The 25,459-nt window shown below is 66.1% G+C and carries 22 protein-coding genes; 13 read left to right on the forward strand and 9 right to left on the reverse strand.

Annotation, left to right across the window (positions count from 1 at the left end):
• Positions 1–8: 8 nt before the first annotated feature.
• The gene (locus ABIE00_RS20340) at positions 9–1,757 is read right to left on the reverse strand and encodes a pyruvate dehydrogenase (protein ID WP_354262472.1); all 1,749 of its coding nucleotides are present in this window, start codon (positions 1,755–1,757) and stop codon (positions 9–11) included.
• A gap of 414 nt (positions 1,758–2,171) precedes the next feature.
• On the opposite strand from ABIE00_RS20340, the gene ABIE00_RS20345 reads away from it, so the two are divergent.
• Positions 2,172–2,765, forward strand: coding sequence for a hypothetical protein (locus ABIE00_RS20345; RefSeq protein ID WP_354262473.1), 594 nt, complete (start codon positions 2,172–2,174; stop codon positions 2,763–2,765).
• Between the two features lie 825 nt (positions 2,766–3,590).
• On the opposite strand, the gene ABIE00_RS20350 is transcribed toward ABIE00_RS20345, so the two are convergent.
• Positions 3,591–5,105: a helix-turn-helix domain-containing protein gene (locus ABIE00_RS20350; protein WP_354262474.1), complete on the reverse strand. Its 1,515-nt coding sequence runs from the start codon at positions 5,103–5,105 to the stop codon at positions 3,591–3,593.
• Positions 5,106–5,266: 161 nt separating this feature from the next.
• Between ABIE00_RS20350 and aceA the strand changes: the two genes are divergently transcribed.
• Both aceA and aceB read left to right on the forward strand, forming a co-directional pair.
• Entirely contained in the window at positions 5,267–6,583 is a 1,317-nt protein-coding gene (gene aceA, locus ABIE00_RS20355) for an isocitrate lyase (RefSeq protein WP_354262475.1), read from the forward strand.
• 257 nt (positions 6,584–6,840) lie between these two features.
• Entirely contained in the window at positions 6,841–8,511 is a 1,671-nt protein-coding gene (gene aceB, locus ABIE00_RS20360; protein WP_354262476.1) for a malate synthase A, read from the forward strand.
• Between the two features lie 226 nt (positions 8,512–8,737).
• Here the strand turns inward: aceB and ABIE00_RS20365 are convergent, their stop codons facing one another.
• The 4 genes from ABIE00_RS20365 to ABIE00_RS20380 all read right to left on the reverse strand — a co-directional run bounded on the left by ABIE00_RS20365 (position 8,738) and on the right by ABIE00_RS20380 (position 13,186).
• On the reverse strand, positions 8,738–9,931 hold the full coding sequence (locus ABIE00_RS20365) for an MFS transporter (RefSeq protein WP_354262477.1): 1,194 nt from the start codon (positions 9,929–9,931) through the stop codon (positions 8,738–8,740).
• Positions 9,932–10,057: 126 nt separating this feature from the next.
• Positions 10,058–10,807, reverse strand: a complete 750-nt coding sequence (locus ABIE00_RS20370) for a ThuA domain-containing protein (RefSeq protein WP_354262478.1) — start codon at positions 10,805–10,807, stop codon at positions 10,058–10,060.
• Position 10,808: 1 nt separating this feature from the next.
• Entirely contained in the window at positions 10,809–11,903 is a 1,095-nt protein-coding gene (locus tag ABIE00_RS20375; protein WP_354262479.1) for a Gfo/Idh/MocA family protein, read from the reverse strand.
• A 59-nt stretch (positions 11,904–11,962) separates the two neighbouring features.
• Entirely contained in the window at positions 11,963–13,186 is a 1,224-nt protein-coding gene (locus ABIE00_RS20380) for an ROK family transcriptional regulator (RefSeq protein ID WP_354262480.1), read from the reverse strand.
• Between the two features lie 136 nt (positions 13,187–13,322).
• Here ABIE00_RS20380 and ABIE00_RS20385 point away from each other — a divergent pair, with 136 nt between their 5' ends.
• From ABIE00_RS20385 to ABIE00_RS20410, 6 genes are all read left to right on the forward strand, one after another.
• Positions 13,323–14,075 (forward strand): sugar phosphate isomerase/epimerase family protein, encoded by a 753-nt coding sequence (locus ABIE00_RS20385; protein ID WP_354262481.1) that lies wholly within the window; start codon positions 13,323–13,325, stop codon positions 14,073–14,075.
• Complete coding sequence (locus ABIE00_RS20390; RefSeq protein ID WP_354262482.1) at positions 14,072–15,202, forward strand: Gfo/Idh/MocA family protein; 1,131 nt, start codon at positions 14,072–14,074, stop codon at positions 15,200–15,202. The genes ABIE00_RS20385 and ABIE00_RS20390 overlap by 4 nt, the downstream gene beginning before the upstream one ends.
• Positions 15,203–15,211: 9 nt before the next feature.
• Positions 15,212–16,414: a Gfo/Idh/MocA family protein gene (locus tag ABIE00_RS20395; RefSeq protein WP_354262483.1), complete on the forward strand. Its 1,203-nt coding sequence runs from the start codon at positions 15,212–15,214 to the stop codon at positions 16,412–16,414.
• Positions 16,415–16,416: 2 nt separating this feature from the next.
• Positions 16,417–17,418, forward strand: a complete 1,002-nt coding sequence (locus tag ABIE00_RS20400; protein ID WP_354262484.1) for a sugar phosphate isomerase/epimerase family protein — start codon at positions 16,417–16,419, stop codon at positions 17,416–17,418.
• A gap of 115 nt (positions 17,419–17,533) precedes the next feature.
• Complete coding sequence (locus ABIE00_RS20405) at positions 17,534–17,866, forward strand: hypothetical protein (RefSeq protein WP_354262485.1); 333 nt, start codon at positions 17,534–17,536, stop codon at positions 17,864–17,866.
• A 3-nt stretch (positions 17,867–17,869) separates the two neighbouring features.
• A complete protein-coding gene (locus ABIE00_RS20410) occupies positions 17,870–18,901 on the forward strand; it encodes a Gfo/Idh/MocA family protein (RefSeq protein ID WP_354262486.1) in 1,032 nt (343 codons plus the stop codon).
• Positions 18,902–18,997: 96 nt separating this feature from the next.
• Here ABIE00_RS20410 and ABIE00_RS20415 read toward each other — a convergent pair whose 3' ends face one another.
• Positions 18,998–20,041 (reverse strand): glycosyltransferase family 4 protein, encoded by a 1,044-nt coding sequence (locus ABIE00_RS20415; protein ID WP_354262487.1) that lies wholly within the window; start codon positions 20,039–20,041, stop codon positions 18,998–19,000.
• A gap of 168 nt (positions 20,042–20,209) precedes the next feature.
• On the opposite strand from ABIE00_RS20415, the gene ABIE00_RS20420 reads away from it, so the two are divergent.
• Together ABIE00_RS20420 and ABIE00_RS20425 are read left to right on the forward strand one after the other, a co-directional pair.
• Positions 20,210–20,953, forward strand: coding sequence for a DsbA family oxidoreductase (locus tag ABIE00_RS20420; RefSeq protein ID WP_354262488.1), 744 nt, complete (start codon positions 20,210–20,212; stop codon positions 20,951–20,953).
• A 63-nt stretch (positions 20,954–21,016) separates the two neighbouring features.
• Positions 21,017–21,667 (forward strand): TetR/AcrR family transcriptional regulator, encoded by a 651-nt coding sequence (locus ABIE00_RS20425; protein WP_331569962.1) that lies wholly within the window; start codon positions 21,017–21,019, stop codon positions 21,665–21,667.
• A 30-nt stretch (positions 21,668–21,697) separates the two neighbouring features.
• Here ABIE00_RS20425 and ABIE00_RS20430 read toward each other — a convergent pair whose 3' ends face one another.
• Together ABIE00_RS20430 and ABIE00_RS20435 are read right to left on the reverse strand one after the other, a co-directional pair.
• A complete protein-coding gene (locus ABIE00_RS20430) occupies positions 21,698–22,372 on the reverse strand; it encodes a LytR C-terminal domain-containing protein (protein ID WP_354262489.1) in 675 nt (224 codons plus the stop codon).
• Positions 22,365–22,664 carry a type II toxin-antitoxin system VapB family antitoxin gene (locus tag ABIE00_RS20435; protein ID WP_331569966.1) on the reverse strand — a complete coding sequence of 100 codons (300 nt, stop codon included), beginning with the start codon at positions 22,662–22,664 and terminating at the stop codon, positions 22,365–22,367. Before ABIE00_RS20435 ends, ABIE00_RS20430 begins: the two co-directional genes overlap by 8 nt.
• A 148-nt stretch (positions 22,665–22,812) precedes the next feature.
• Between ABIE00_RS20435 and ABIE00_RS20440 the strand changes: the two genes are divergently transcribed.
• Positions 22,813–23,742 (forward strand): Cof-type HAD-IIB family hydrolase, encoded by a 930-nt coding sequence (locus ABIE00_RS20440; RefSeq protein ID WP_354262490.1) that lies wholly within the window; start codon positions 22,813–22,815, stop codon positions 23,740–23,742.
• 85 nt (positions 23,743–23,827) lie between these two features.
• Entirely contained in the window at positions 23,828–25,426 is a 1,599-nt protein-coding gene (locus tag ABIE00_RS20445) for a stealth family protein (RefSeq protein WP_502914297.1), read from the forward strand.
• Positions 25,427–25,459 lie beyond the last annotated feature (33 nt).

Consider the following 25,459-nt stretch of genomic DNA (forward strand, 5'->3'; position numbering starts at 1 on the left):
CGGGAAAGCTACCGCCGCGGAATGTTCCGGAGGTTGCTGCGTGCCATGCTGACAGCCTCGCCGGCGCCACGGTTGAGGACCACCTTCGACATGGCGGTCGCGAACCCGAGGACCTGCGAACCGGTGATCTTTGGCGGAATCGACAGGGCTTTCGGATCCGTGATCAGCTCCACCAGCGACGGCCCGGGATTAGCGAAGGCCTCACGGTACGCATCCTCGATCCGGGAGGGATCCGTGACCCGGACGGCATGGAAGCCGAGGGCGCGGGCCACGGCGGCGTAGTCTGCGTCGGGCACGTCCACACCGAAGTCCGGCAGGCCGTCCACCAGCATCTCCAGCTTGACCATGCCCAGGGTGGAGTTGTTGAAGACCACCACGTTGACTGGCAGCCGGTGCGCGGCAACGGTGATGAGCTCGCCGAGCAACATGGAGAGTCCGCCGTCACCCGAAACGGAAATGACCTGGCGTCCGGGGTATGCCAGCTGCGCGCCGACGGCGTGCGGCAACGCGTTGGCCATGGAGCCGTGAAGGTACGAGCCGATCAGCCTGCGGGTGCCCAGCGGGTTGATGTAACGGGCGGTCCACACGTTGCACATGCCGGTATCCGCGGTGAAAACGGCGTCTTCGGCCGCCACCTGGTCCAGCAGGGACGCTGCGTATTCCGGGTGGATCGGCTGCTTCTTTTCCACCTTGCGCGTGTAGGCACCCACGGCCTTGTTCATCAGCTTGTCGTGCTTCTTGAGCATCTGGTTGAGGAAGCGGCGGCTCTTCTTCGGAGCCAGCAGCGGCATCAGCGCCGCGAGCGTGGGCAGCACGTCGCCGTGGACGGCGATGTCGACGTCGGTGCGGCGGCCCAGCCGGTGGGCGGCACAGTCCACCTGCGCGGTGCGGGTGCCGGGCAGGAACTGGTCGTACGGAAAGTCGGTACCCAGAAGGATCAGCAGGTCCGCGTCCTCGATCCCCTCCGCCGCGGCACCGTAGCCCAGCAGCCCGGTCATGCCGATGTCGAAAGGGTTGTCGTACTGCAGGAAGTCCTTGCCGCGCAGGGTATGGCCGATCGGCGCACCGATCAGTTCCGCGAGCGCAACGACCTCGTCATGGGCTCCCTGCGTGCCGGCCCCGGCGAAGATGGCAACCTTGTCCGCCGAGTTGATGGCATCGGCCAGCTCCTGGATACTCTCCGGGGCCGGCGTGAGCGTGGCGGGCCGGAACTTCGCGGGCAGCGGCGTTTCGGCGGTGGCCTCCAGCCCGGCGATGTCGCCGGGCAGTGTGACGACGGCGACGCCCCCTAAGGCCACGGCGTGCTGGATGGCACTGTGCATCACCCGCGGCGCCTGTTCCGCCGTGCTGATGAGCTCCGAGTAAACGGAGCATTCGTTGAAAATCCGGTCAGGGTGAGTTTCCTGGAAGAAGCCGCTGCCGATCTGCTTGCTCGGAATGTGCGAGGCAACGGCCAGAACGGGCGCGCCGGAGCGGTTGGCGTCGTACAGGCCGTTGATCAGGTGCAGGTTGCCGGGGCCGCACGAGCCGGCACACACGGCAAGCTTCCCGGTGAGCTGGGCCTCGGCCGCGGCGGCGAAGGCTGCGGCTTCCTCGTGCCGGACATGGATCCAGTCGATGCCGCCCTGCTGCGAGCCGCCCGTCTGGCGGACGGCGTCGACAATCGGGTTGAGGCTGTCTCCGACGATTCCGTAGATCCGCTGGACGCCGGCAGCCTGGAGTTGTTCGATGAGCTGGGTGGCAAGTTCCTTGGCCATGGGTGCACGCTCCCGCAATCAGATTGGTGGCTGACAAGGGCCAATATAGTCCGCCGACCTTGGCGCGGGGTTCAGCTCATGAACGGGAACGACGACGGCGGCCGCCGTGCCGGGGACCGCAAGGTCAGCGCTAGCCAGCCAGCCGCCGTCTTACTTTCACTTCCCGGAACCGGGATAAGACGTTCAGAGAACTGTACGGGTAAGGGCTTTTGGCTGCCGCTTTGCGCCAAGTACAGCAGTTTCTTGGGCTGTTGGGGCAGAGGGATCCGCGGATTTCCGGGCTTCTAACTGGGGATGTCCGCTATAAACGTGTCATGCGTGACGCGCAGATCCCTGCAACGCTGCAGCAGTTCATTGCCGCCCGAAACGACCCGCGCCCAGCCAAATGTCCGGGGTACTGCCTACGCTCGAGCTATGAACACATCCGCGACATTGACTTCAATAAATGACCTGCACGACGCGGGACGACGCGAGCGCAAAAGCATTGCATTCGAAGTTGGAATAGTATTCGTCGGCGGCCTGACACTGTTCGCGATGCTCGTCTTGTTGCTCGTCGGCCTTAAGTGGATTATTACCGCACAAGGGTTCCCCGCCCTCACGTCAATTTTCCTTGATGCTTTGTCATTCCTCGCCCTGGACCCTTCCGGCATGGCGCAGTTTCTGGCCGTCGCAAGTGTCGTTCTTGCAATAAATCGCTTTGTCCGCCACTCGCCAGACGAACTGGGAATGGAAGCCGCCGCCAAGCTCTCGACGCGCTTGGATTTTTTGAGTTTTATTCAGTTTGTCCTGACGCTCGTTGCGGCAACAGCGCCATACCGTGCCATCACTTGGACGCTTCTCCATGTAGGCGCTCCTGGCTGGAGCCAGCAGGCAGCTGCGAGCGCGGGAGCCAGCGTCATACTGTGGCTCCTCCTGCTCTTCACTGGACCCATGGGGACGGTTTTTGGACTTCAAAGCATTGAAAGGTCATTCATCGAGCGGGGCGATTCATCGAGCGGGGCGTCTTGAACAGGCCTGGGGGCAACGCTGGGGTTACGCGCTCCGGTCGCCGGCCACAAGCCGCTTACTCCCACTGCGCGCCGCAGCGAATTGGTTCTCAGTCATCACACTCGCCGCACTCTTTGCCATTGAGTTCTGGGGTTACGCGCTCCGGTCGCCGGCCACAAGCCGCTTACTCCCACTGCGCGCCGCAGCGAATTGGTTCTCAGTCATCACACTCGCCGCACTCTTTGCCATTTTTCTGACGCTGATAGGGAATCCAGGTTATGAGTTCTGGGCCGATTCCCAGTACATAGGCTTCGCAATTGTATTTGGGCTCTACCTCTCCGTTCTAGGGTTAGTTGGGCTGGTTATTGGCACCGGATTTGCCCTATTTTCCTTGAAAGCACAGCACCAAGGCCGCCCGGTGGCATCGAATGCTTATAAATGGCTAGCGATAGCAGTTCCCTATTTGTTTGCGGCTGGCACTGCTACCGTGCTGGGGACTCCCTACCTTCCCGCATTGGGCGCGGTGCTGCTGGTAACCGGCGTTCAGCACGCTTGCGTGCTCGGCGTTCTAAACAGGCAACCACTGCCCCAACAAAAGTGGAGTCCGGTGCGCCGACTCACACTGAGTCTCAGGCAGGCAGTGCACCATGAGGCCCATACACGCTGGGGCGTCCTTCAAATCACAGTGGTCCTCCGCTCTCCAAAAGCTGCACCGGCGAGACGCCAAGAAAGCAATCAAGGAGGCCAGGGTGTGGCGGACGAAGAACGGCCTTCGGTTGCCCTTCCTGGACTGATCGGGTGAGAGAGCATTTAGGGAATCACTGCAGGAACTGAGAGGGCGTCGGCCTAGCTTCCCGAGTGGGCCTGCAGGAACGTGTACACCTCTGTCTCGTCCACACCGGGGAAGGCACCAGGGGGCATGGCCGCGAGCAGGTGGGAGTGCGCCCGGGCAGAAGGCCAGGCGTTCCCCGCCCACTCCGATGTCAGCGCCGCCGGCGGGCGTTTGCAGCAGTTCGGGTCGGGGCAGTTGGACGTTGCCCGGGCCGTCGTTTCCCGGCCGCGGAACCACTTCACGTGCTGGTACGGGACCCCTATGCTCAGCGAGAACTGCCCGCTGGCCGACCGGTCCGTGCGCGCGGTGCACCAGTACGTGCCCGACGGCGTGTCAGTGTACTGGCTGTAGGCGCTGAACTTGTCCGGCACGTCGAACACGGCTCGGGAGGTCCAAGCTTTGCAGGACGGCTGCCCCTCGATGGCACCGGTGTGGTCTTGAGGGAAGTTCACGCCGTCGTTCTCGTAAGCCTTGTAGATGATCCCGCTCTGGTGGGTCTTCTGGAAATGGGTGGTGATGCCCAGATGCTTGGTGGCCAGGTTGGTGAATCGGTGGGCCGCGGTCTCGTAGGACACGGCGAACGCGTCCCGGATGTCCTCCACCGCGATTTCCTTCGCCGCCTTGGCTTTTTGCAAAAATTCCACGGTGGCCTGCTCCGGCAGCAGGAGCGCCGCCGCGAAATAGTTCGTAGCCACCCGCTGGGCCAGGAAATCACCGTAGCTCCGAGGCGTTTCATGTCCCAGGACGTAGTGGCCCAGGGCCTGCAGCAGCACGGAGCGGGGGTCGTGGTCCTGCCGCTCACTCTGCGTCAGATAAATTTTGCGGTTCTTCAAATCGGTCACCGAGCGGGTGGAATGCGGCAAATCGCCCACGTGGTGGAGGGTGAATCCGAGGTGCTCCGCGATGTCCGCGATGACGTGCTGACTCAAGGGCCCGGTGGTGTAACCCACCTGCTTGAGCACCTTCTGTGCCTCGGATTCGTACTCCGGAAAGTAGTTCCCTCGTTCACGCATCATTGCCCGCAGTTCACCGTTCGCGCGGCGGGCTTCCTCGGGCGTCGCCACCTGCTCGTTCATCTTCCGTTCGAGCTCCTGAAGCAGCCCCACCTGAGCCTCCAAAACATCCATCGGCAACCGCGAGCTGATGCGGATTTTGGGCAGGTTCAGTGATTCGTAGAGCGGTCCTCGCTGGTAGCGTTCGAGCTCGATTTCCAGGCCTGCCCGGCGGCTGGGCGGCTCGGCTCCCAGCAGCTGGTCAAGGCCGACGCCGAGCGCACCGGCCAGGTGCTGCAGCAGCCCCAGTTTTGGTTCCCGCTTGCCGTTCTCGATGAGGCTCAGCTGGCTCGGTGCGGTCCCGACGGCGGCACTCAGGTCATCGAGCGTCAGGCCGGCCTGCTTGCGCAGATGGCGGACGCGGCGGCCCAGCGCAATGACGTCCAGTTCCGCTGTCGGCGGGGACGACGGCGGCGGCGAAACTTCCCTGTTCCAGCTTGAAGGCGACATTTCTGAAGAATACGCGAAGAAACGCATTTCTTTCCAGCCTTTTCCTCTAGTAAGCGCTGTGGAAGTGCAGAAAAGTAGGTGTCACGAAGGAAACCCCTCCGGAAACTGGCCGGACCTGCAAAGGCGCAGGGACGGTCAGCCCGGAAAAAACTTCCCGGAATGGCCCGGGAGCTAACAAGGAGACAAGTATGACTGCAGCATTTGAGCCCACCCAGCAGACGCCCGAACAGCAGGCCGCCGCACTGGAGCTCGAGTGGGCCGCCAACCCGCGCTGGGAAGGCGTCACTCGGGACTACTCCGCCGCCGACGTCGTCCGTCTCCGCGGCCGGGTCTCCGAAGAACACACCCTGGCCAAGCGCGGCTCCGAGAAGCTGTGGAAGCAGCTCACCGAGGAGCACAAGGAAGGCAAGTACACCAACGCTTTGGGCGCCCTGACCGGCAACCAGGCCGTGCAGCAGGTCAAAGCCGGCCTGCGGGCCATCTACCTCTCCGGCTGGCAGGTCGCCGCCGACGCCAACAACTCCGGCCACACCTACCCGGACCAGTCCCTGTACCCGGCCAACTCGGTCCCCACCGTGGTCCGCCGGATCAACAACGCACTGCTCCGCGCCGACCAGATCGAGTTCTCCGAAGGCATCCAGACCGTCGAGGACTGGCTGGTCCCGATCGTCGCCGACGCCGAAGCCGGCTTCGGCGGCCCGCTGAACGCCTACGAGCTGATGAAGTCCATGATCGCCGCCGGCGCCTCCGGGGTGCACTGGGAGGACCAGCTCGCCTCGGAGAAGAAGTGCGGCCACCTCGGCGGCAAGGTTCTCATTCCCACCCAGCAGCACGTGAGGACCCTGAACGCGGCCCGCCTGGCCGCCGACGTCGCCGGCACCCCGTCCGTGGTCATCGCCCGCACCGACGCCGAGGCAGCAACCCTGATCACCTCCGACGTCGACGAACGCGACCAGGAATTCATCACCGGCGAACGTACTCCGGAGGGCTTCTACAAGGTCCGCAACGGCATCGAACCCTGCATCGCCCGCGCCAAGGCCTACGCCCCGTACTCGGACCTGATCTGGATGGAAACCGGCACCCCGGACCTGGAGCTGGCCCGCAAGTTCGCCGAGGCCGTCAAGGCCGAGTTCCCGGACCAGATGCTCTCCTACAACTGCTCGCCCTCGTTCAACTGGCGCAAGCACCTGGACGACGCCACCATCGCCAAGTTCCAGCGCGAACTCGGCGCCATGGGCTTCACCTTCCAGTTCATCACCCTGGCCGGATTCCACGCCCTGAACTACTCGATGTTCGACCTCGCCCACGGCTACGCCCGCGAAGGCATGAGCGCCTACGTCGAACTCCAGGAAAAGGAATTCGCCTCCGAGTCCCGCGGCTACACCGCAACCAAGCACCAGCGCGAAGTCGGCACCGGCTACTTCGACGACATCGCAACCGCGCTCAACCCGAACGCATCCACCCTGGCTCTCGTGGGATCCACAGAAGAAGGCCAGTTCCACTAGTCCCCATCCAGCCCCAAGGTGAGCCGTCAACATCGCTCACCGGAAGGCACGACGGCGGCCGGCACCAGGTGCCCATGCCTCGGGCCGGGAAAGGCGATCCGGAAGCGTGCGTAAAAGGGGTCCTGTGCCCCGGCTTGGCCGAGCTCTGCGAGGCCCTTGCCGGGTATGGGGAACAGCACGCGGAGGATTGCCTTTTTCGGCCCTCCCGGCACCAGCCGCCCCCGCGTCACTTTGCTTCTTCTGAGGAGAGATTTGAAATGAACAGCTTCACCGACAACTTCACTATCAATGGGATCACTCTCACCGCTCAGCCGATCTGCCGGCAGGGCGAGGTGCTCACTCCGGATGCCCTGGCCTTCATTGCGCAGCTGCACAAGGCCACGGCGGGGCGGCGTGAGGAACTGCTGCGGGCGCGTCGTGCCCGCAGGGAGGACATCGCCCGGGGCCAGGACCCGCGTTTCCTGCGGGAGACCGAGCCCGTCCGGAACGATCCGCACTGGCGGGTGGCTCCCCCGGCGCCCGGTCTGGAAGACCGCCGGGTGGAGATCACGGGCCCGGTGGACCGTAAGATGACCATCAACGCCCTGAACTCCGGCGCGAAGGTCTGGCTTGCGGACATGGAGGACTCCTCCACGCCGTCCTGGCGGAACGTCATCCAGGGCCAGCTGAACCTCACCGACGCGCTTGAGCGCCGGATCGATTTCACCTCGCCCGAGGGCAAGGAATACAGGCTCAAGGCCGCCGAGGACCTACCCACCATCGTGGTCCGGCCCCGCGGCTGGCACCTGCCCGAGAAGCACATGCTGATCAACGGCGAACCCATCGCCGGCGGCATCGTGGACTTCGGCCTGTACTTCTTCCACAACGCCCGCCGCCTCCTGGCCCAAGGCAAGGGCCCGTACTTCTACCTGCCCAAGATCGAAAACCACCTCGAAGCCCGGCTCTGGAACGACATCTTCATCCTGGCCCAGGACCTGCTCGGCATCCCGCAGGGCACCATCCGCGCCACCGTGCTGATCGAGACCATCACCGCCGCGTTCGAGATGGAGGAAATCCTCTACGAACTCCGGGACCACGCCGCGGGCCTGAACGCCGGCCGCTGGGACTACATCTTCTCCCTCATCAAGAACTTCCGCACCCGCGGACCCCGCTTCGTCCTGCCGGACCGCAGCCAGGTCACCATGACCGCCCCGTTCATGCGCGCCTACACCGAACAGCTGGTGCGGGCCTGCCACAAACGCGGCGCCATGGCCATCGGCGGCATGGCCGCCGCCGTTCCCAACCGCAAGGACGAAGCCGCCAACGCCAACGCCTTCGAGAAGGTCCGCGCGGACAAGACCCGGGAGGCAGCCGACGGCTTCGACGGCTCCTGGGTGGCGCACCCGGACCTGGTGCCCGTCTGCCGCGAGGTGTTCGACAGCGTCCTCGGCCACAAGCCCAACCAGCTGGAGCGCCTGCGTGAAGACGTCACCCCGGACGACCGGGCCCTCATCAACGTGGCCGCGACACACGGCACCATCACCGAGCAGGGCATCCGGAACAACATCGAAGTCGGCATCCGCTACATCGAGTCCTGGCTGCGGGGCAACGGCGCAGTCGCCATCCACAACCTGATGGAGGACGCCGCCACCGCGGAGATCTCCCGCTCCCAGCTGTGGCAGTGGATCTACGCCCGCGCCATCACGGATGACGGCGAAATCATCACCCGGGAATGGGTGGAGGAAATGCTGGACGAGGAGTTCGCCCGGTTGGAGCGCTTCGACGGCGACCGCTTTGCCGATGCCCGCGACATCTTCGAGGAGGTCACGCTGAGCGACAAGTTCCCCAGCTTCCTCACGGTTCCCGCCTACGCCCGGTACCTGCACGAAGCCCGCGAGGGCATCGACGCCACGGCCGAGGCGATCGAGGACGAGCTCGTCGCCGCCTGAGCATCGCACTCTGAACCGGCACAGATTTCCGTCCGCCGGGCCGCCGCGCCCTTCGCAACAGGCACCCCCGAAGGCCGGGGAGGTGGCCCGGCAGCGGAACCACCCTGCAGCGCGAACTGGCAGCTAATGACCCGAAAACCCAGGTTTGAGGGCATCAGCTGCCAGTTCGCGCTGCTGGGGTTTGGGGCTGGTGGGGTATAGGGAACGTACGACGGCGGGACGGCGCCTAACGCTGGCGGGGCACCTTGCGCACGGACAGCGTTGTTGAAACGAAGAAGGCCAGCACGGAGCCGAGAATTACCAGCAGCGGCATGGACCAGGTGCCCGAGGCGCTGTGGACGTAACCCACCACGGTGGGCGCCAGGGCGGCGACGCCGTAGCCCACGCCCTGGACGATTGCGGACATCCGGCCCGCCGAGGCCTGGTCGCGGGCGAGCTTGATGATGGCGATGAAGATGAGGGTGATGCCCCCGCCCTGGGCCACTCCCCCGAGCGAAGACCACAGCCACCACAGCTGGGGAGCGAACAGCAGCCCCAGCGGAACGGTCAGCCACATGGCACTCAAGGTGACCGCGACCGCCGTCGTACTCATAAACCGGGCTGCCAGCGGCACACCCAAACCGCCCGCAATGGCCATGATCTGGAACAGCGAAGAGGCTGCCCCCGCGGCGGCCGGAGTCATACCCAGCACATCGGACAGCAGGCTGGGCAGCCAGGCGGTCACGCCGTAATAGGAGATGGCCTGGCCGGCAAAGCCGACAGTCAAACCCACAGTGATCCAGCGCGACGCCGGGCGGCCAGCCGCCGGCGGGCCGCCCCTACCGTCGTCGGCCACGGGGAGGAAGGCCCGGCGTCCAGACGCGAAAATCCAGAAGCCGACAGCCGCAATGGCGAACGCCGCAGACCCCGCAATGGCAGCACGCCAGCCGGCCAGTTCGGCCAGTGGGGCGGTGGCAACGGAGGTAGCAAACGAGCCGACGTTCAGGGCGGCCGTGTAGATGCCCATGGCGGTCCCCTGGCGCCGCGGCGAGAAGTCCCGCCGGATGATCAGTGGCACCGCGATGTTGCCCACGGTGATGGCGAGGCCCAGGATGACCGTACCCGCCATCACCATGGCGCCGCCGCCGGCCGAGCGGACAGCCACGCCGGCGAGGACGCCCGCGAGCGTCAGGGTTATGGCAAGTTCCGCGCCGAACCGGCGCCCGGCGAGCGAGGCAAGGGGTGCCGCGAGTGAGAAGCACAGCACCGGAATCCCGGTCAGCAGGCCAAGCTCAACGGGCGAGAATCCCAGCTCCTGCTGCATCGGCCCCAGCACCGGCGCCACCGCCACGAAGGGGCCGCGCATGTTGAGGGCGATGAGGCCAATGCACGCGAGCAGGATCCAGCTGCGGGGAACCTTCGTTCCAATGCTGTCCCTCATAGGGCGCGGAGGTCAGGGTGCCGGAAGCGGGAAAGGGTTTTCATCACTCCCATTGCTATCATGCGGCGCACCGAGGGGCGGAAAGGCGGCGGGGCCGCAAGTGTCCGTTCGCGCCCAATCAGGAGCTTAGGGGGCGTGCAGGAACCAGTCCCGCGGGGCGTTGCTGACGCCCGGTGCCTCGCGGAACCGACCCGGTTGCGCCACCCAGCCCACGCCGTTGGCGATCACCTGCTGGATCTGCGGCTGGTGGTACACCGGGTACTCCTGGTCGCCCGGGCTGAAGTAGAAGATCCGCCCCTTGCCCCGCGTGAACGTCACGCCCGAGCGAAAGACCTCGCCGCCTTCGAAGGAGCTGATGAAGATGAGGTCGTCGGGCTCGGGAATGTCGAAGAGCTCGCCGTACATCTCCTGCTTCGGGATCACGATCGGGCTTTCCACTCCGGCGGCGATCGGATGCGAGGGCTTCACGGTCCACACGAGTTCCCGCTCGCCTTCGTTCCGCCACTTCAGCGAGCACGTGGTGCCCAGCAGTTTCGTGAAGACCTTGGCGAAATGTCCGGAGTGCAGCACGATGAGACCCATGCCGCCCAGGACGTGCCGCTGGACCCTCTCCACCACTTCGTCGCTGACCTCGCCGTGGGCAACGTGCCCCCACCACAGGAGCACGTCCGTGGCGGCGAGGGTCTCCTCGGACAGGCCGTGCTCCGGGTCCGCCAGCGTGGCGGTGGTGATGCCGGAGTCCGGGTAGAAACCCTTGAGTCCATCCGCGATGGCGCCGTGCATGCCCTTGGGGTACATCTCAGCCATGGTTTCCGGCTGGTTGTTCGCCTCATGGACGCCTTCGTTCCATACCAGGATGTTGAGTTTGTCGGTCATGTCAGAGCCTCACTTCACGCTGTTCGAGGGCGGATTTGTAGCAGGCGTCGAGCACCAGGGCCCGGGTCAGGGCCAGTGAGCCGTCGTGGGCGCCCCACACGGTCTCGCCGCCCCGGACGGCGTCCACGAAGTCCTCCACCACGGCCTGGTGCGCCCGGCCGGGCTCCGCCACCACCACGTAGTCGGCGTTCTCGCCGTCTTTTTCCTTGAAGATCCTGACATCCGCGACGGGGACGTTGGAGGCGCCGACGGCGCGGAGTTCCGCTCCGCCGTCGGTGCCGTAGACGGTGAAGTCCATCAGGTCCTCCTCGTCCCGGTAGGCTGCCCAGCCCGCTTCGAGGATCAGCGTGCCGCCGCCCTCCAGCCGGATGAACGCCGAGGCGAAGTCCTCCACCTCAAACTTGTGGGAGGACTTCATGGCCGTGTAGCGGGCGTTGCCGCCCAGGCCACGGGGCCCCAGTTCGGAATGGGTCGACGCCGAGACCGAGAGGACGCGGGGTTCGCCCAGCAGGTGTAGGGCATAGTCCAGGACGTGGACGCCGATGTCGGCCAGCGGTCCCCCGCCGGCCAGCGCGGGGTTGGTGAACCAGCTGCCCAGCATGGGGATCCCCTGCCGGCGCAGCCACGATGCCTTGGCGTAGTACGGCCGGCCGAGTTCGCCGTCGTCGATGATGCTTTTCAGCTTTTGGATATCGCCGCGGCGGCGGTGGTTGAAGGCCACGTCCAGGACCCGTCCGGCCTTCCGCGCGGCCTCCACCATCTGGAGGCCCTCTTCGCCGTTCCGAGCCAGGGGCTTTTCGCTCAGGACGTGCAGCCCCCGTTCCAGGGCGGCGATGGCGATCGGGGCGTGCAGGAAGGTGGGCACGGCCACGCTGACGGCGTCGAGCCCGTCGAGCTCGACCAGGTCCTCCCAGCGGGCAAACGTGTGCGGGACGCTGTACTGGTCCTTAATTTTCCTCAGCAGCTCCTCTTCCATCGCGGCGACCGCAACCAGCTCCACGCCGTCAATCTTCTTGTACGCCTCGATGTGCTGCTGGCCGGCCCAGCCGATCCCTACGACGCCAACCCGCAAGGCCGCGTTTTTCTGCGTGCTCAATGTTCAAGACTCCGTTTCCGCTTGGATGTGAAAGTTGGTCTTACGTTGGCGGGCCGGTCCTACCCCGTGGCCTGCAGCGTGGCTTCGATAACCGTAGGGGAAAGCACGTGCTGCGTGACCATCTGGCTCGCGCCCAGTACGGCCGCCTGGCCGCCGGCCATCGACAGGCCGATGCGCAGGTGCGTGGTGGCAAGCGGCAGCGACCTGCGATAGACCACTTCGCGGACACCGGCCATGAGGTGCTCGCCGGCCTGGCCAAGGCTTCCGCCCACCACAATGACCGACGGGTTCAGCAGGTTCACCACCGTGGCGAGCACGTCACCCACGTCCCGGCCGGCCTGGCGCAGCGCCTGGATAGCTTGCAGGTTGCCCTCGGCCACCAGGCGCAGGACGTCCGCCCCGCCCACAGCCTCCAGGCCCTGTGCGGCCAGCGCCCTTGCCACGGCAGGGCCGGACGCCAGCGCCTCAAGGCAGCCGTAGTTGCCGCACCGGCACAGGACGTCGTCGCCCCTGGGCACGCGGACGTGGCCCAGGTCGCCGGCGGTGCCGTTGGCGCCGCGCTGCAGTTCACCGCTGCTGATGATGCCGGCGCCGATGCCCGTGGCCACCTTGATAAACAGGAAGTTGTCGTGCTCCGGCCAGTGGGCTGTGCGTTCACCCAGTGCCATGATGTTCACGTCGTTGTCCACCAGCACGGCCACGGGGAACGAGCGCTGAACGTAGCTGACCACGTCGAACCCGTCCCAACCCGGCATGATGGGCGGCTTCACGGGCATGCCGGTGGCGTGCTCCACGGGCCCCGGCAGGCCGATTCCTACACCGGCAACGTCGCCTGCCGTCCGTCCGGTTTCCGCCAGCAATGACGTCGCCTCGGTAACGAGCCGGCCCAGCACGGCCTCCGGACCCTCGGCCACATCCTGGGCCAGCCGCCGTTCGCTGAGGATGTTTCCGCCCAGGTCAGTCACCGCAATAATCACGTGGGTGGCGCCGACGTCGACAGCAAGCACTGCCCGGGCGGCAGGCTTGAAGGCAAAGCGCGACGGCGGCCTGCCGCCGCTCGACGACGCCTCACCGGCAGGGCCCACCAACCCCGACGCAATCAGCGCATCAATGCGGGAAGCCACCGTGGAGCGGGCAAGTCCCGTGGTCAGCGCCAGTTCCGCCCGGGTCCGGGCCTTGCCGTCGCGGAGCAGCTGAAACAGGTCACCGGCACGGGACAGACTGCCCGTACCGTCGGTGGAAACCGGCTCCGCAGTCTGGCCATTACCCGTTCGTGGACTCATGGGTTCAGTGATAGCACGAATGCTTCTGAGTGTCACAGGACGAAAAGAATATCGACAACTTTCCGACTTTTGCTTGACCCTCGTCAAAAGTGGTCCTACGTTGAGTCGGATAGACAGACCTGCAAAGGAGAGCGCCATGTCTTACTCACTCCAGCTGTACACCGTCCGCAACTCGATCCAGGCGGACCTGCCCGGCACTATCCGGAAGGTGGCGGAGATCGGTTTCACGCAGGTGGAGCCCTACAACTTCGTGGCCACGGCCCAGGAGCTGGGCGCCGCACTGAAGGAGAACGGCCTGACCGCCCCGTCCGGCCACGCGCCGCTGCTGAGCCAGGACCAGGACCAGATCTTCGCTGCAGCCAAAGCCCTCGGTATCAGCACGGTGATCGAACCGTATATCACGGCCGAGCACTGGCAGGACGCGGAGACCATCCAGGCCACCGCCGCCAAGCTCAACGCCGCCGCCAAGAAGGGCGCCGAGTACGGTATCCGCGTCGGCTACCACAACCACGCGTGGGAGCTCGAGTCCACCATCGAAGGCCAGACCGCGCTGGAGTACTTCGAAGGCCTGCTGGACCCCGAACTGGTCCTGGAAGTGGACACCTACTGGGTGGCCGTGGGCGGCCAGGACCCGGTGGACATCCTGGCCAAGCTGGGTGACCGGGTGAAGTTCATCCACATCAAGGACGGCCCGCTGACCACCGACACCAAGGCCCAGCAACCGGCCGGCCAGGGCCAGATCCCGGTCTGGGACGTCATCGGAGCGGCGAAGTCGCTGGAAGCGGGCGTCGTGGAATTTGATGACTATTCCGGGGACATCTTCGACGGCATCAGCCAGTCGCTGGCTTTCCTGACCTCCGCCAAGGCCACCGAAGGGGCACAGGCATGAGCGGCACCGCGTCCGCTCCGTCTTCCGTCCGGGGGCCGGTCGGCGTCGGCGTCATCGGCGCCGGCAACATCAGCAAGCAGTACCTGGACAACCTGACCGTCTTCCCGGACCTCAAGGTCCTGGTCATCGCCGATCTCTTCGAGGAGGCGGCCGAGGCGCGGGCGAAGGAATACGGCATTCCGGAGTGGGGTGGCGTGGACGCCGCACTGAACCATCCCGACGTCGAAATCATCGTCAACCTGACCATCCCGGCCGCGCACGTGGAGGTCGCGACGGCGGCGGTGAACGCGGGCAAGCATGTCTGGACTGAGAAGCCGTTCTCACTGGACCGCGAGTCCGGCCTGGGGCTGCTGAAGACGGCGGACGCTGCGGGTATCCGCCTCGGCACCGCGCCGGACACGTTCCTCGGCGCCGGACTGCAGACCGCCCGCCGGCTGATCGAGCACGGCGACATCGGCACGCCGCTGACCGCCATGACCACGTTCCAGACCCCAGGTCCGGAGTCGTGGCACCCGAACCCGGCCTTCCTGTTCCAGTACGGCGCCGGGCCGCTGTTCGACATGGGCCCGTACTACCTCACCACCCTCGTCCAGACGTTCGGGTCAGTCCGGAAGGTGGCCGCCATCGGCTCCAGGGCCAAGGAGGTCCGCGTCATCGGCTCGGGTCCGAAGGCCGGCGAGGAATTCACCGTGGACGTCCCCACCCACGTCTCCGCGATGGCCCAGTTCGAGGGCGGTGCGTCCTCGCACAGCGCCTTCTCGTTTGAGTCGCCCCGCCAGCGGATGGGCTTCGTGGAGATCACCGGCACCGAGGCCACCATTTCGCTTCCGGACCCCAACTATTTCGACGGCGACATCAAGCTGTGGCGCGCCGGCGACGAGGACTGGACGGTCATCCCCGCCACGGGCCCGGCCAACGGGCGCGGCATGGGCGTGCTGGACATGGCACGCTCTATCCGTGCCGGGGTCCCGCACCGTGCCACCGGCAACCTCGCCTACCACGTCCTGGACACCATGGTCTCGATCTCCGAGTCGATGGAGTCCGGCACGTTCGTCGACGTCGAAAGCTCCGCTCCCGCGTCCGCAGCCCTCCCCGAGGACTGGGCCCCGGAAACCGCAACCCTCTAGGAACAACCAATGACTTCCTCCGCATCGCCCGGCACACCGCCGGGAGCCCACCGCCCCCTGGGTGTGGCGATGATCGGCTACGCGTTCATGGGCAAGGCCCACTCGAATGCGTGGCGGAACGTCGCGTCCTTCTTCGACGTCCCGGCCTTCGACCAGAAGGTGCTCGTGGGCCGGGACGCCGGCCAGGTCGCCGCCGCGGCAGCCAGGTACGGCTGGGCCGAGTCCGCCACGGACTGGCGCGCCGTCCTGGAACGGGACGACATCCACATCGTCGACATCTGCGCCCCGGGCTGGATGCACGCCGAGATCGCCATCGCCGCCCTCGCCGCGGGCAAGCACGTGCTCGTGGAGAAGCCGCTGGCCAACACCCTCGCCGAGGCCGAAGCCATGACCGCCGCGGCGCAGGCGGCCCGGGCACGCGGAGTGCAGTCCATGGTCGGGTTCAACTACCGCCGCGTCCCTGCGCTGGCTTTGGCCAGGGAACTGATCGCGGAGGGCCGGCTCGGCACGGTCCGGCATGTCCGGGCCGCTTACCTGCAGGACTGGCTCGCGGACGCGGAGTCACCGATGACCTGGCGGCTGAACAAGGAAACCGCCGGGTCCGGGGCGCTCGGGGACATCGCGTCCCACGCCATCGACCAGGTGCTGTTCCTGCTCGGCGACGCCGTTACCGAGGTCTCGGGCCGGCTGCACACCTTCACTGCCGTCCGGCCCGGCAAGCACGGGCCGGAGGACGTGACGGTCGACGACGCCGCCTGGGCCACGCTGTCCCTCGCCTCCGGGGCCATCGCCTCCGTTGAAGTCTCCCGGGTGGCCACCGGCCAGAAGAACTCCCTGAAGCTGGAGATCTACGGTGAGAAGGGCACCATCCTCTTCGACCTGGAAGACCTGAACGAGCTCGGTTTCCTGGACGCCACTGTTCCCGTGCGGGAGCAGGGCTTCCGCCGCATCCTGGTCAACGAGCCCGGGCACCCCTACCTTGAGGCGTGGTGGCCGCAGGGCCACATCATCGGCTGGGAACACACCTTCACGCACGAGATCCGCGACTTCCTTACCGCGATCAACGCCGGGGAGGCGCCGTCGCCGTCGTTCGAGGAGGGCCTCGCCGTCCAGCGCGTCCTGGCAGCCATCGAGGAGTCCGCCGCAGCGAAGAGCGCCACCATCCAGCTCGTCCAGCCCACCGCCACCGAAACCGCTACCGAAGGAGCCTGACCATGCCCCGCCCGTACACCCTGTTCACCGGCCAGTGGGCCGATCTCCCCTTCGAGGAAGTCGCGCGCCTTGCCTCAGGCTGGGGCTACGACGGCCTGGAAATCGCCGTCTCCGGCGACCACCTGGACGCCTGGCGCTGGGACGAACCCGGCTACGTCGAGTCCAAACTCGCCGTCCTGGACAAATACAACCTCAAGGCCTGGGCCATCTCCAACCACCTCAAGGGCCAGGCCGTGTGCGATGACCCGATCGACTTCCGCCACGAAGCCATCGTCGGATCCAAAGTCTGGGGCGACGGCGACCCCGAAGGCGTCCGGCAGCGTGCCGCCGAGGAAATGAAACACACCGCCCGGCTCGCCAAGGCCCTCGGGGTCGACACCGTCGTCGGATTCACCGGCTCCTCCATCTGGCAGTACGTCGCCATGTTCCCTCCCGTCCCGGAAAAAGTCATCGACGCCGGCTACCAGGACTTCGCGGACCGCTGGAACCCCATCCTGGACGTCTTCGACGAAAATGGAGTCCGCTTCGCCCACGAAGTCCACCCCAGTGAGATCGCCTACGACTACTGGACCACCGTCCGCACCCTCGACGCGATCGGCCACCGCGAAGCGTTCGGCCTGAACTGGGACCCGTCCCACTTCATGTGGCAGGGCATCGACCCCGTCTCCTTCATCTGGGACTTCAAGGACCGGATCTACCACGTCGACTGCAAGGACACCAAGCTCCGCTTCACCGGCCGGAACACCGTCATGGGCTCCCACCTGCCCTGGGGCGACCCGCGCCGCGGCTGGGACTTCGTCTCCGCAGGCCGCGGCGACGTGCCCTGGGAATCCTCCTTCCGGGCCCTCACCGCGATCGGCTACACCGGCCCCATCTCGGTGGAATGGGAAGACGCCGGCATGGACCGCCTGCACGGCGCCCCCGAAGCCCTCGCCGCCCTGAAGAAGTTCGACTTCCCCGCCTCCCAAACCAGCTTCGACGCCGCCTTCAGCAGCAAAGACTAAACCGCCACCCGCACTTCCGGAAATCGGCCAAGTCCGGTGGGGGAAAGGGTGCGCAATGCCGGTGGCGGAACATCCGTATCAGGGAACTCCCCACGGCATCTGAGAGGAAAGCCCAATGATCAGGACACTTCAGCCCGGCCAGCATTGTGAGGTCTGGGTCGCCTCCGCCACCGGCGAGCGCGAGCTTGTTTACGGCACCGGGGACATCCTCCTGGAGGCACCCAACTGGACCCTCGACGTCCGTTTCCCCAGCGGCACGCAAGGCCACCCGGCGGACCTGCCGGTCGACGTCGTACTTGTCTCAACCGATGACTGGGCCGCACCGTTGCAGACCTGGCCGCTCGTCGGCGGGCAGGGAACCCTGAACGTCAACAGTTGGGCGCCCGATTCCGGCCGCCTCGCCTACGTGGCCTACCCGCCCGCCAACTCCAACCCCGCAGAGGACTAGCACGTGACCAAACACTCCCCCGCCCCCGGGGATCCCATCCGCTGGGGCATCCTCGGCACCGGCTTCATCGCCGGGCTGCAAACCCAGGACCTGGTCGACAACGGCTTCACGGTGCAGGCAGTCGGCTCCCGCACGCTCGAATCGAGCCGACGGTTCAGCGAAAGGTTCGGCATTCCGTCCGCCCACGGGAGCTACGAAGCGCTCGTTGCGGACCCGGAGGTCGACGTCGTCTACGTCGCCACCCCGCACACGTTCCACTACACCCACACGCTGCTCGCCCTGAACGCCGGCAAGCACGTGCTGGTGGAGAAACCGTTCACCGTCAATGCCCGGGAGGCGCAGGAACTGGCGGCGCAGGCCGAGGCCCAGGGCCTGGTGGTGCTGGAGGCGATGTGGAGCCGCTTCCTCCCCCACATGGCGCGCCTCCGCGAGATCATCGCCGAGGGCTCCCTCGGGCAGATCCGGAAGGTCACGGCCAGCCACAACCAGAACCTTCCCAAAGACCCTGCACACCGGCTCAACGATCCTGCCCTTGGCGGCGGTGCCCTGCTGGACCTCGGCGTCTACCCGGTGTCGTTTGTCTTTGACGTCCTCGGCGCACCGGACTCCATCCGGGCCAGTGCTGCGATGACGGCCACGGGCGTGGACCGGCAAACGGCAGCGATCTTCGAGTACCCGGACGGGCAGCAGGCAATCGTGGACTGTGCCCTGGACACCGCCTCAAACAACCGCGCCGCCATCATCGGGACGGACGGGTGGATCGACATCGAACCCACCTGGTACAACCCCACGCCCTTCACCCGGTACGACAACCAGGGAAACGTCCTGGAGCGGTTCGACCAGCCGGTGACCGGCAGAGGCATGCAGTACCAGGCGGCCGAGATGGAACGCCTCATCCGGGCCGGCGTCACCGCAGGCACAGTCCTGCCCCCGTCCGAGAGCGTGGCCGTCATGGCCGCCATGGACGAGATCCGCCGTCAGATCGGACTGACGTACGACGCCGATACCGCACGGGACGGATCCTCCAATGAGTGAGACGGTCCTGTCCCGGATCACCGAACAGCAGCTGCACGAGGAGGAGTTCGCGTCCACAAACTTCGATATTGCGGGCAAAAGTACCCTTTGCGGCCATTATCTGAATAGAAGCTCCGGCCCCCTGGCCTGTCCGCCGAGGATCTCCTCGTAGAGCGCCAGGTGGTCGGCCACCATGCGGGCCGAACTGAAGCGCTGCTCCGCCGAAGCGCGGCAGGCTTCCCGGCTCAGACCTGCGGCCTGGGCAGCGAACCCGGCGAGCTGGTCGACGCTGCCCAGATAGCCCGTGACACCGTGCTCCACGATTTCCGGCGCAGCACCGAGAGGGGTCCCGACGACGGGCGTTCCGGTGGCCAGCGCCTCGATCATCACGAGACCGAACGGTTCCGGCCACTGGATCGGATTCAGGAACGCGAGCGCGCCGCCCACAAGTTCGTATTTTTCAGCATCGGGCAGCGGCCCCGTGAACTCCACGTCGGGCCCGAGCGCCGGCTTGACGACGTCGTCGAAATAGGCCTGCTCCTCGGGTCCCTGAATCCGGGCGCTGATGCGCAGCGGGATGACCGCGGCACGGGCGATCTGAATGGCCTCGAGGATGCCCTTGTCCGGGGACAGCCGTCCAATGAAGCACAGGTAGCCGCCGTTTCCCTGGCCCACCGGAACGGACGCCACGTCCATGCCGTGGTGGATCACCTTCGTCACCGGGACCTCCGGCGACCGGCTGACCTGGTCATGGGAGATGGCGATGATGCCGGTGCTCTTTCCGATCGCGCTGTACAGGTCCACGGCCTGCTGAGCCAGGCGGATGTGGATGGTGGTGACCACCGGGATTCCGGCGGGACGGTGGGCATAGAGCGGTCCGCTCATGGTGTGGTCGTGGATGATGTCGACCCCTGCCATGCCGTCGTAGGCCCTGATGATGTGGCTCAGCTCCGACAACGCGAACCCCATGTCCGCCGGTTCGGACGGGCGCATCCGCGGGGCCAGTGGAACGGGGCAGGTACTGTCGGACGGGGCCGCCAGCAGGACCTCATGTCCGGCCACGGCGAATCCGCGCGCAAGGCTGTCAACCACCCGCTCGGTGCCGCCGTAGCCGGGGGGCGGAACCGGGATCCACGGTGCCGATATCAGTCCTATGCGCATTTTGCCTCCCACGAGGGTACGGCCTGACCGCCCGGAGTTAGTCCAAACAATATGGCCGGGCCTCCCGCCAGACAAGGGCCAGCGGGCGCCCATGCACCAGCGGGCCGGCGTGACCAAAGCAACTGTCCCGGCAGGAATGCCCGGGAAAGCCCAGGAGTTGTGGCAAGCATGAAGATTGAGATCTGGTCAGACGTCGCTTGCCCCTGGTGCTACATCGGCAAGCGCCGCTTCGAAGCCGCCCTTGCCGAGTTCCCGCACCGCGACCAGGTGGAGGTGCAGTGGCGCAGCTACCAGCTCGACCCGGCCCTGCCCGATCACTACGACGGCACCGAGCTGGACTACCTCAGCAAGCGCAAGGGCATGGCCGCCGGCCAGGTCAGGCAGATGTTCGAACAGGTAGCAGCCCAGGCCAAAGGTGAGGGCCTCAACTACCGGTTTGACGACGTCGTGGTTGCCAACAGCTTCACGGCCCACCGGCTGATCCACCTGGCTGCCGCGCGCGGCAAGCAGGATGCGGCTAAGGAGCGGCTGCTCAGCGACCACTTCGAGCACGGCAAGGACATCGGCAGCCCCGATTACCTCACGTCTGTGGGCGCGGAGCTTGGGCTAGACGCCGGGGATGTCGCCGAGCTGTTCACTACAGACAAGTACGCCGACGACGTCCGCCGCGACTTTGCCGAAGCCCGCACCCTGGGCATCAGCGGCGTTCCGTTCTTCGTGATCGACCGCAAGTACGGGCTGTCCGGAGCCCAGCCCGCGGCGAGCTTCACCATGGCCCTCGAGCAGGCGTGGCAGGAGTCGCACCCACTGGTGATGGTCGGCGTCGAGAATTCAGGCTCTGAGCAACCAGACGAACAGAAGGCAGGCGCGCAGGCCGAAAACGTGTGCGGCCCGGACGGCTGCGCCATCTAAGCTGCGCCGTCCAAGTGGCCGGGTCGGCGCCGGTTTGGTGACAGATCGCGGTAAAGTGTCCCTATGCCACGGATTTCGGCCCCCAGCAATGCTGCGCAACGCGCCGAGACCCAGCGCCGCATCCTGAACGCGTTCGGCGAGCTCCTCTTCTCCCACGGGCTGCCCGGGCTGACCATGACCGATGTCGCCCGGCACGCGGGGATCGGCCGCACGGCTGTCTACAACTACTACGCCGACATCGAAGAGCTCCTGATTGCCTACGCCCTCGTGGAGACGGAGCGGTTCATGTCCGGGCTGCGCGAATCGCTGGCCCGGCTGGACAATCCGGTGGACCGGCTGGCCCTGTACGTGCGGGCCCAGGTGGAGGATCTCAGCCGCCGCCATCTGCCCCCGGGACCGGCCATGGGTGCTGTCCTGTCGCCGGCGTCGTTCGCCAAGCTCGCGGACCACGTGGACGGGCTCAGCGACATGCTGCAGGACATTCTCCGCGACGGCATGGACCAGGGCTATTTCCCAATGGCCGATCCCCTGCAACAGGCGCAGCTGATCCACGGCACGCTCTCCTCCAGCGCCGCCCGCGGCGGCGACGCCTCCGAAGACCTGGAGGAAAGGATCGCCCGGACCGTCCGCTTCATCCAGTTGGGCGCAGGGGCACGGTTCGACGACGGCGGCCGCCCCCTCCGCCTGCAGCCGCCTGCCGCTGCGGCCGGCTAAGGACCAGGGACGGTTCAGACGGCCAAAAACTCAGGGCTTGGCGCCCTGGGTTGGCATGACGGGCCACTGCGAGTCGTCCGCGACCCGCCGGCTTTCCCGCGGGCAGCTGAGCTGGCCGGGCGTCTGGTCAACGAGCTGCGGCTTGACCAGGCCTCGGTAGTCGCTGGTCAGGATCACATCCACGCTGGCGTCCTTGCGCCCGTCCTGGAAGTAATCGGAGCCGGGCAGGTTCCGCTGCACGGTGAAGGCCGCCGACTGTCCGGCAGGGCCCGAGACGACTGCCGCCACTCCCCGGTAACCGGTCTGCGTGTTGGCCACGTTGCCAACAACAAATTTCCGCGCCTTGAATTCGTTGGCTGCCGCCTTGGCCAGGCCGTTGCGGCTCGTGGCGTTGAGGACGTTGACCTTCACCTTGGCTGGCGGCGTGTAGTCGAAGGTCGTTGCCGGGCAGACGGAGGAGTTCTGCTGGGCCTGGATGGCGGACGGAAACTTGATCTGCCCGCTCATCACCCCCATCGCCCCCATGATCCCCGCGACAATGAGGCCCAGCAGCAGCACCAGCACCACGCCGTGCAGGATCCGGCGGCGCAGCCGTCCGGGGTTTTCCGCTTTCTCATCATCGTCGACGAATGTGGCCCTGAGCTCGGGGCCGGTAATCACGCGGTGACCGTGGAGAACGGTCACGTCCTTGGGTTTTCTAGCCATCGATCACAAGCACCCTTGCATGTATCGCGGTGCGCTGGTGGAGTGCCGTCCTTACCGCCCGGTGCAGGCCGTCCTCCAGATAGAGGATGCCCTGGTACTGCACCACGTGGGGAAACAGGTCGCCAAAGAACGTGGAGTCCTCGGCGAGGAGCGCTTCAAGGTCCAGGGTCCGCTTGGTGGTCACAAGTTCATCCAGCCGCACGGGACGGGGCGGAAGCGCCGCCCAGTCTTTGGGGGTACTGAAACCATGGTCGGGGTAAGGGCGTCCCTCGCCCACAGCTTTGAATATCACCCTGTAAGCGTATGCAACTGGCCAGTTCAAGGGAATGTGGAATCAGCGCGCCGCGGGAGGTTGTAGCCAAACAGTAACTATGTGTCACATGCCGGCGCCGCCCGCCGCCTGGGCGGATTGGCCAGCGCCGGACTGACAGAATGGAGCCATGACTGCACCTTCAGTGAACCCCGCCACCGGGTTCGGCGCCCACACTCCGTCGGCACCCGCACTGGCCCTTCTCCTGGACGTCGACGGGCCGGTCGCCAGCCCCGTGACCAGGGATGTGAAACCGGAAATCATCGCCGATCTGGTGGCACTCGCAAACGCCGGAATACCAGTCATCTTCAACACCGGGCGCTCGGATACGTTCATCCGCGAGCAGGTCATGGAGCCCATGATCGCCGCCGGAATGCCGGGCGGCACGCTGATCCACGCCATCTGCGAAAAGGGCGCCGTGTGGTTCAGCTACACGGCTGCCGGCCCCGGCCCCATCCACGTGGACCACGAGCTTGCCGTGCCGGCCGCCTATGGCGACGATGTCCGGCGGATGGTGGCCGAGGACTACGCGTCCCACATGTTCTTCGATGAAACCAAGCGCGCCATGGTGTCGGTGGAGCAGCACATCGAGGTGCCGAACAGTGAGTACCTCGCCGAGCAGAAGCTGTTTGACGCCGAGGCCCTGGAGCTCATGGAGCGCCACGGTTTCGGCGTCGTGCGGCTGGAACACCACGCACCGAACTCCGACGACGAGATCGACTACCGCGTGGACCCCACCATCATTTCCACAGACATTGAATCGGTCCGGCTGGGCAAGGACCTCGGCGCGAGCCGCGCCGTGGAGCTGCTGGCGGCCCAGGGCATCACGCCGCAGGCCTGGCGGACGGTGGGCGATTCCCGCACGGACTATGCCATGGCCGACTGGCTGCACCACAACGACCATGCCGTGAAGCACGTCGACGTCCGCCCTGCGGACGGCGTCCCGGCCAAACCGTACGACGTTCTCACCGCCGTCGACCTGGGCATGCCGGAGACCGTCATCCACGACGACGCCGGGGCGGCGTTCCTCTCCAGCTGGCGGCAGGCGCTGTTGGGCTGAGCCCGCTGCCGCCTGTCCGGCATGTTTTTCCGGCAGGACTATCATGCAAGTAAGACTTCACCCCTAGCAGCTTGGGAGAAACGCCATCACGGACGTAACGGTTCAGGACGACATCTATTACGGCGGCCAGGCAGCCGAGGACGACATACCCGCGCTTGCGGAAGCAACGTCCCCGGCGGCTGTGGCGCGCCTCAAGCACCGCCCCGACGTCGTTCGCAGGTCAGGCAGGTATGCGCTGATCAACGACACCCGGACGCCCTACCAGGCCATGGTGGAGGACCTGCTCTTCCTGCGGAACGTGCTGGACGGGGCCGGCCTGGATTACCTGCTGGTGCGGGGCAACAATGACCGCCCGGTGATCGCCCTCGACTGGAAGGACCGCAAAAAGCTGCGGTCCGCCCTCGTCGACGCCTGCCGGAACGAGCCCTTCTACTCCATGACCGTGGACGCGAAGAAGAAGACATCCGTCCTGGTGGCCGACGGCGAACTCTCCGTCAACCGGCAGGCGCGCATCTTCCGGCTGTACCGCCCGCGGGTTGAGCCAGAGGGAGGCTTTGAATTCGGTGCCTCCGCCGGCGTCCAGGTGGAGCTGTGGAGCTTCCTGGGCAACGAAGTGATCCTGCCGATCGAGAACTCCCTGACCCGCCGCACCATGATGGCGCACGAGGCCGTCCGTGGAACGGTCGAGCGCTATGGCCACACCTGGCCCACCATCGAGAACATGTTCGCGGACCACGCAAGCGACATCAGCTTCGACATCGACATGGTCTTCTCCTGGGTGGATGGCACCTCCCCCGAGTACATCGCCGCCCGCCGTGCCCGGATGGCGGGCGCTGTGGTGGGCGAAGGCGACGACCATGAGGCACGCTACCGGCAGATCAACGAGCTTAAATACGCGCTCCGGTCCGTCTACATGTTTGCACCGTGGGTCCGCCGCATCTTCATCGCCACCGACTCCCCCGCGCCGGAATGGCTGAACGACCACCCGTCCGTGACCATCGTCCGGAGCGAGGAGTTCTTCGCCGACCCGTCGGTGCTGCCCACCCACAACTCGCAAGCTGTGGAGTGCCAGCTGCACCACATCGAGGGCCTCTCCGAGCACTTCCTCTACTCCAACGACGACATGTTCTTCGGGCGGCCGGTTGGTCCGGACATGTTCTTCACACCGGGCGGGATCACCAAGTTCATTGAGGCGGAGACCCGCATCGGCCTCGGCGACAACGACGCCGAGCGCAGCGGCTTCGAGAACGCGGCCCGGGTCAACCGGAAGCTGCTCTGGAACCGCTTCGGCCGGATCACCACCCGCCATCTGGAGCACACGGCGGCGCCGCTGCGTCGGAGCCTCGTGGCCCAGATGGAGCAGGAGTTCCCGGCCGAGTTCGCGAGCACTGCCGCCAGCACATTCCGCGCCGCGGACAACATCTCCGTCACGAATTCCTTCTACCACTACTACGCGCTGCTGACAGGCCGTGCCGTGACCCAGACGGCGGCCAAGGTGCGGTATGTGGACACCACGCTCCGGTCGGGGCTGAAGTATCTGCCCAAGCTGCTGACCAAGCGCAACATGGACTTCTTCTGCCTCAATGACGGCAGTTTTCCGGAGGTTCCGGCCGACGAACGGGCGGAGCTGGTTACGGACTTCCTGGAGAAGTACTACCCGATCAAGGCGCCCTGGGAAAAGTAGGCCACTCTGCGCACAGAAACCCCGCCGGATCTG

The organism is Arthrobacter sp. OAP107, from assembly GCF_040546765.1.
In the GTDB taxonomy this organism is placed as follows: Bacteria; Actinomycetota; Actinomycetes; order Actinomycetales; family Micrococcaceae; genus Arthrobacter.

Excerpts from the sequence above, each read along its gene's own strand:
- ABIE00_RS20425 (WP_331569962.1), top strand. The coding sequence starts at position 21,017 with ATGCCACGGATTTCGGCCCCCAGCAATGCTGCGCAACGCGCCGAGACC.
- ABIE00_RS20420 (WP_354262488.1), top strand. The coding sequence starts at position 20,210 with ATGAAGATTGAGATCTGGTCAGACGTCGCTTGCCCCTGGTGCTACATC.
- ABIE00_RS20430 (WP_354262489.1), bottom strand. The coding sequence starts at position 22,372 with ATGGCTAGAAAACCCAAGGACGTGACCGTTCTCCACGGTCACCGCGTG.
- ABIE00_RS20350 (WP_354262474.1), bottom strand. The coding sequence starts at position 5,105 with ATGCGTTTCTTCGCGTATTCTTCAGAAATGTCGCCTTCAAGCTGGAAC.
- ABIE00_RS20415 (WP_354262487.1), bottom strand. The coding sequence starts at position 20,041 with ATGCGCATAGGACTGATATCGGCACCGTGGATCCCGGTTCCGCCCCCC.
- ABIE00_RS20370 (WP_354262478.1), bottom strand. The coding sequence starts at position 10,807 with ATGACCGACAAACTCAACATCCTGGTATGGAACGAAGGCGTCCATGAG.
- ABIE00_RS20405 (WP_354262485.1), top strand. The coding sequence starts at position 17,534 with ATGATCAGGACACTTCAGCCCGGCCAGCATTGTGAGGTCTGGGTCGCC.
- ABIE00_RS20390 (WP_354262482.1), top strand. The coding sequence starts at position 14,072 with ATGAGCGGCACCGCGTCCGCTCCGTCTTCCGTCCGGGGGCCGGTCGGC.
- ABIE00_RS20440 (WP_354262490.1), top strand. The coding sequence starts at position 22,813 with ATGACTGCACCTTCAGTGAACCCCGCCACCGGGTTCGGCGCCCACACT.
- ABIE00_RS20395 (WP_354262483.1), top strand. The coding sequence starts at position 15,212 with ATGACTTCCTCCGCATCGCCCGGCACACCGCCGGGAGCCCACCGCCCC.
- ABIE00_RS20380 (WP_354262480.1), bottom strand. The coding sequence starts at position 13,186 with ATGAGTCCACGAACGGGTAATGGCCAGACTGCGGAGCCGGTTTCCACC.
- ABIE00_RS20385 (WP_354262481.1), top strand. The coding sequence starts at position 13,323 with ATGTCTTACTCACTCCAGCTGTACACCGTCCGCAACTCGATCCAGGCG.
- aceA (WP_354262475.1), top strand. The coding sequence starts at position 5,267 with ATGACTGCAGCATTTGAGCCCACCCAGCAGACGCCCGAACAGCAGGCC.
- ABIE00_RS20365 (WP_354262477.1), bottom strand. The coding sequence starts at position 9,931 with ATGAGGGACAGCATTGGAACGAAGGTTCCCCGCAGCTGGATCCTGCTC.
- ABIE00_RS20340 (WP_354262472.1), bottom strand. The coding sequence starts at position 1,757 with ATGGCCAAGGAACTTGCCACCCAGCTCATCGAACAACTCCAGGCTGCC.
- aceB (WP_354262476.1), top strand. The coding sequence starts at position 6,841 with ATGAACAGCTTCACCGACAACTTCACTATCAATGGGATCACTCTCACC.
- ABIE00_RS20345 (WP_354262473.1), top strand. The coding sequence starts at position 2,172 with ATGAACACATCCGCGACATTGACTTCAATAAATGACCTGCACGACGCG.
- ABIE00_RS20400 (WP_354262484.1), top strand. The coding sequence starts at position 16,417 with ATGCCCCGCCCGTACACCCTGTTCACCGGCCAGTGGGCCGATCTCCCC.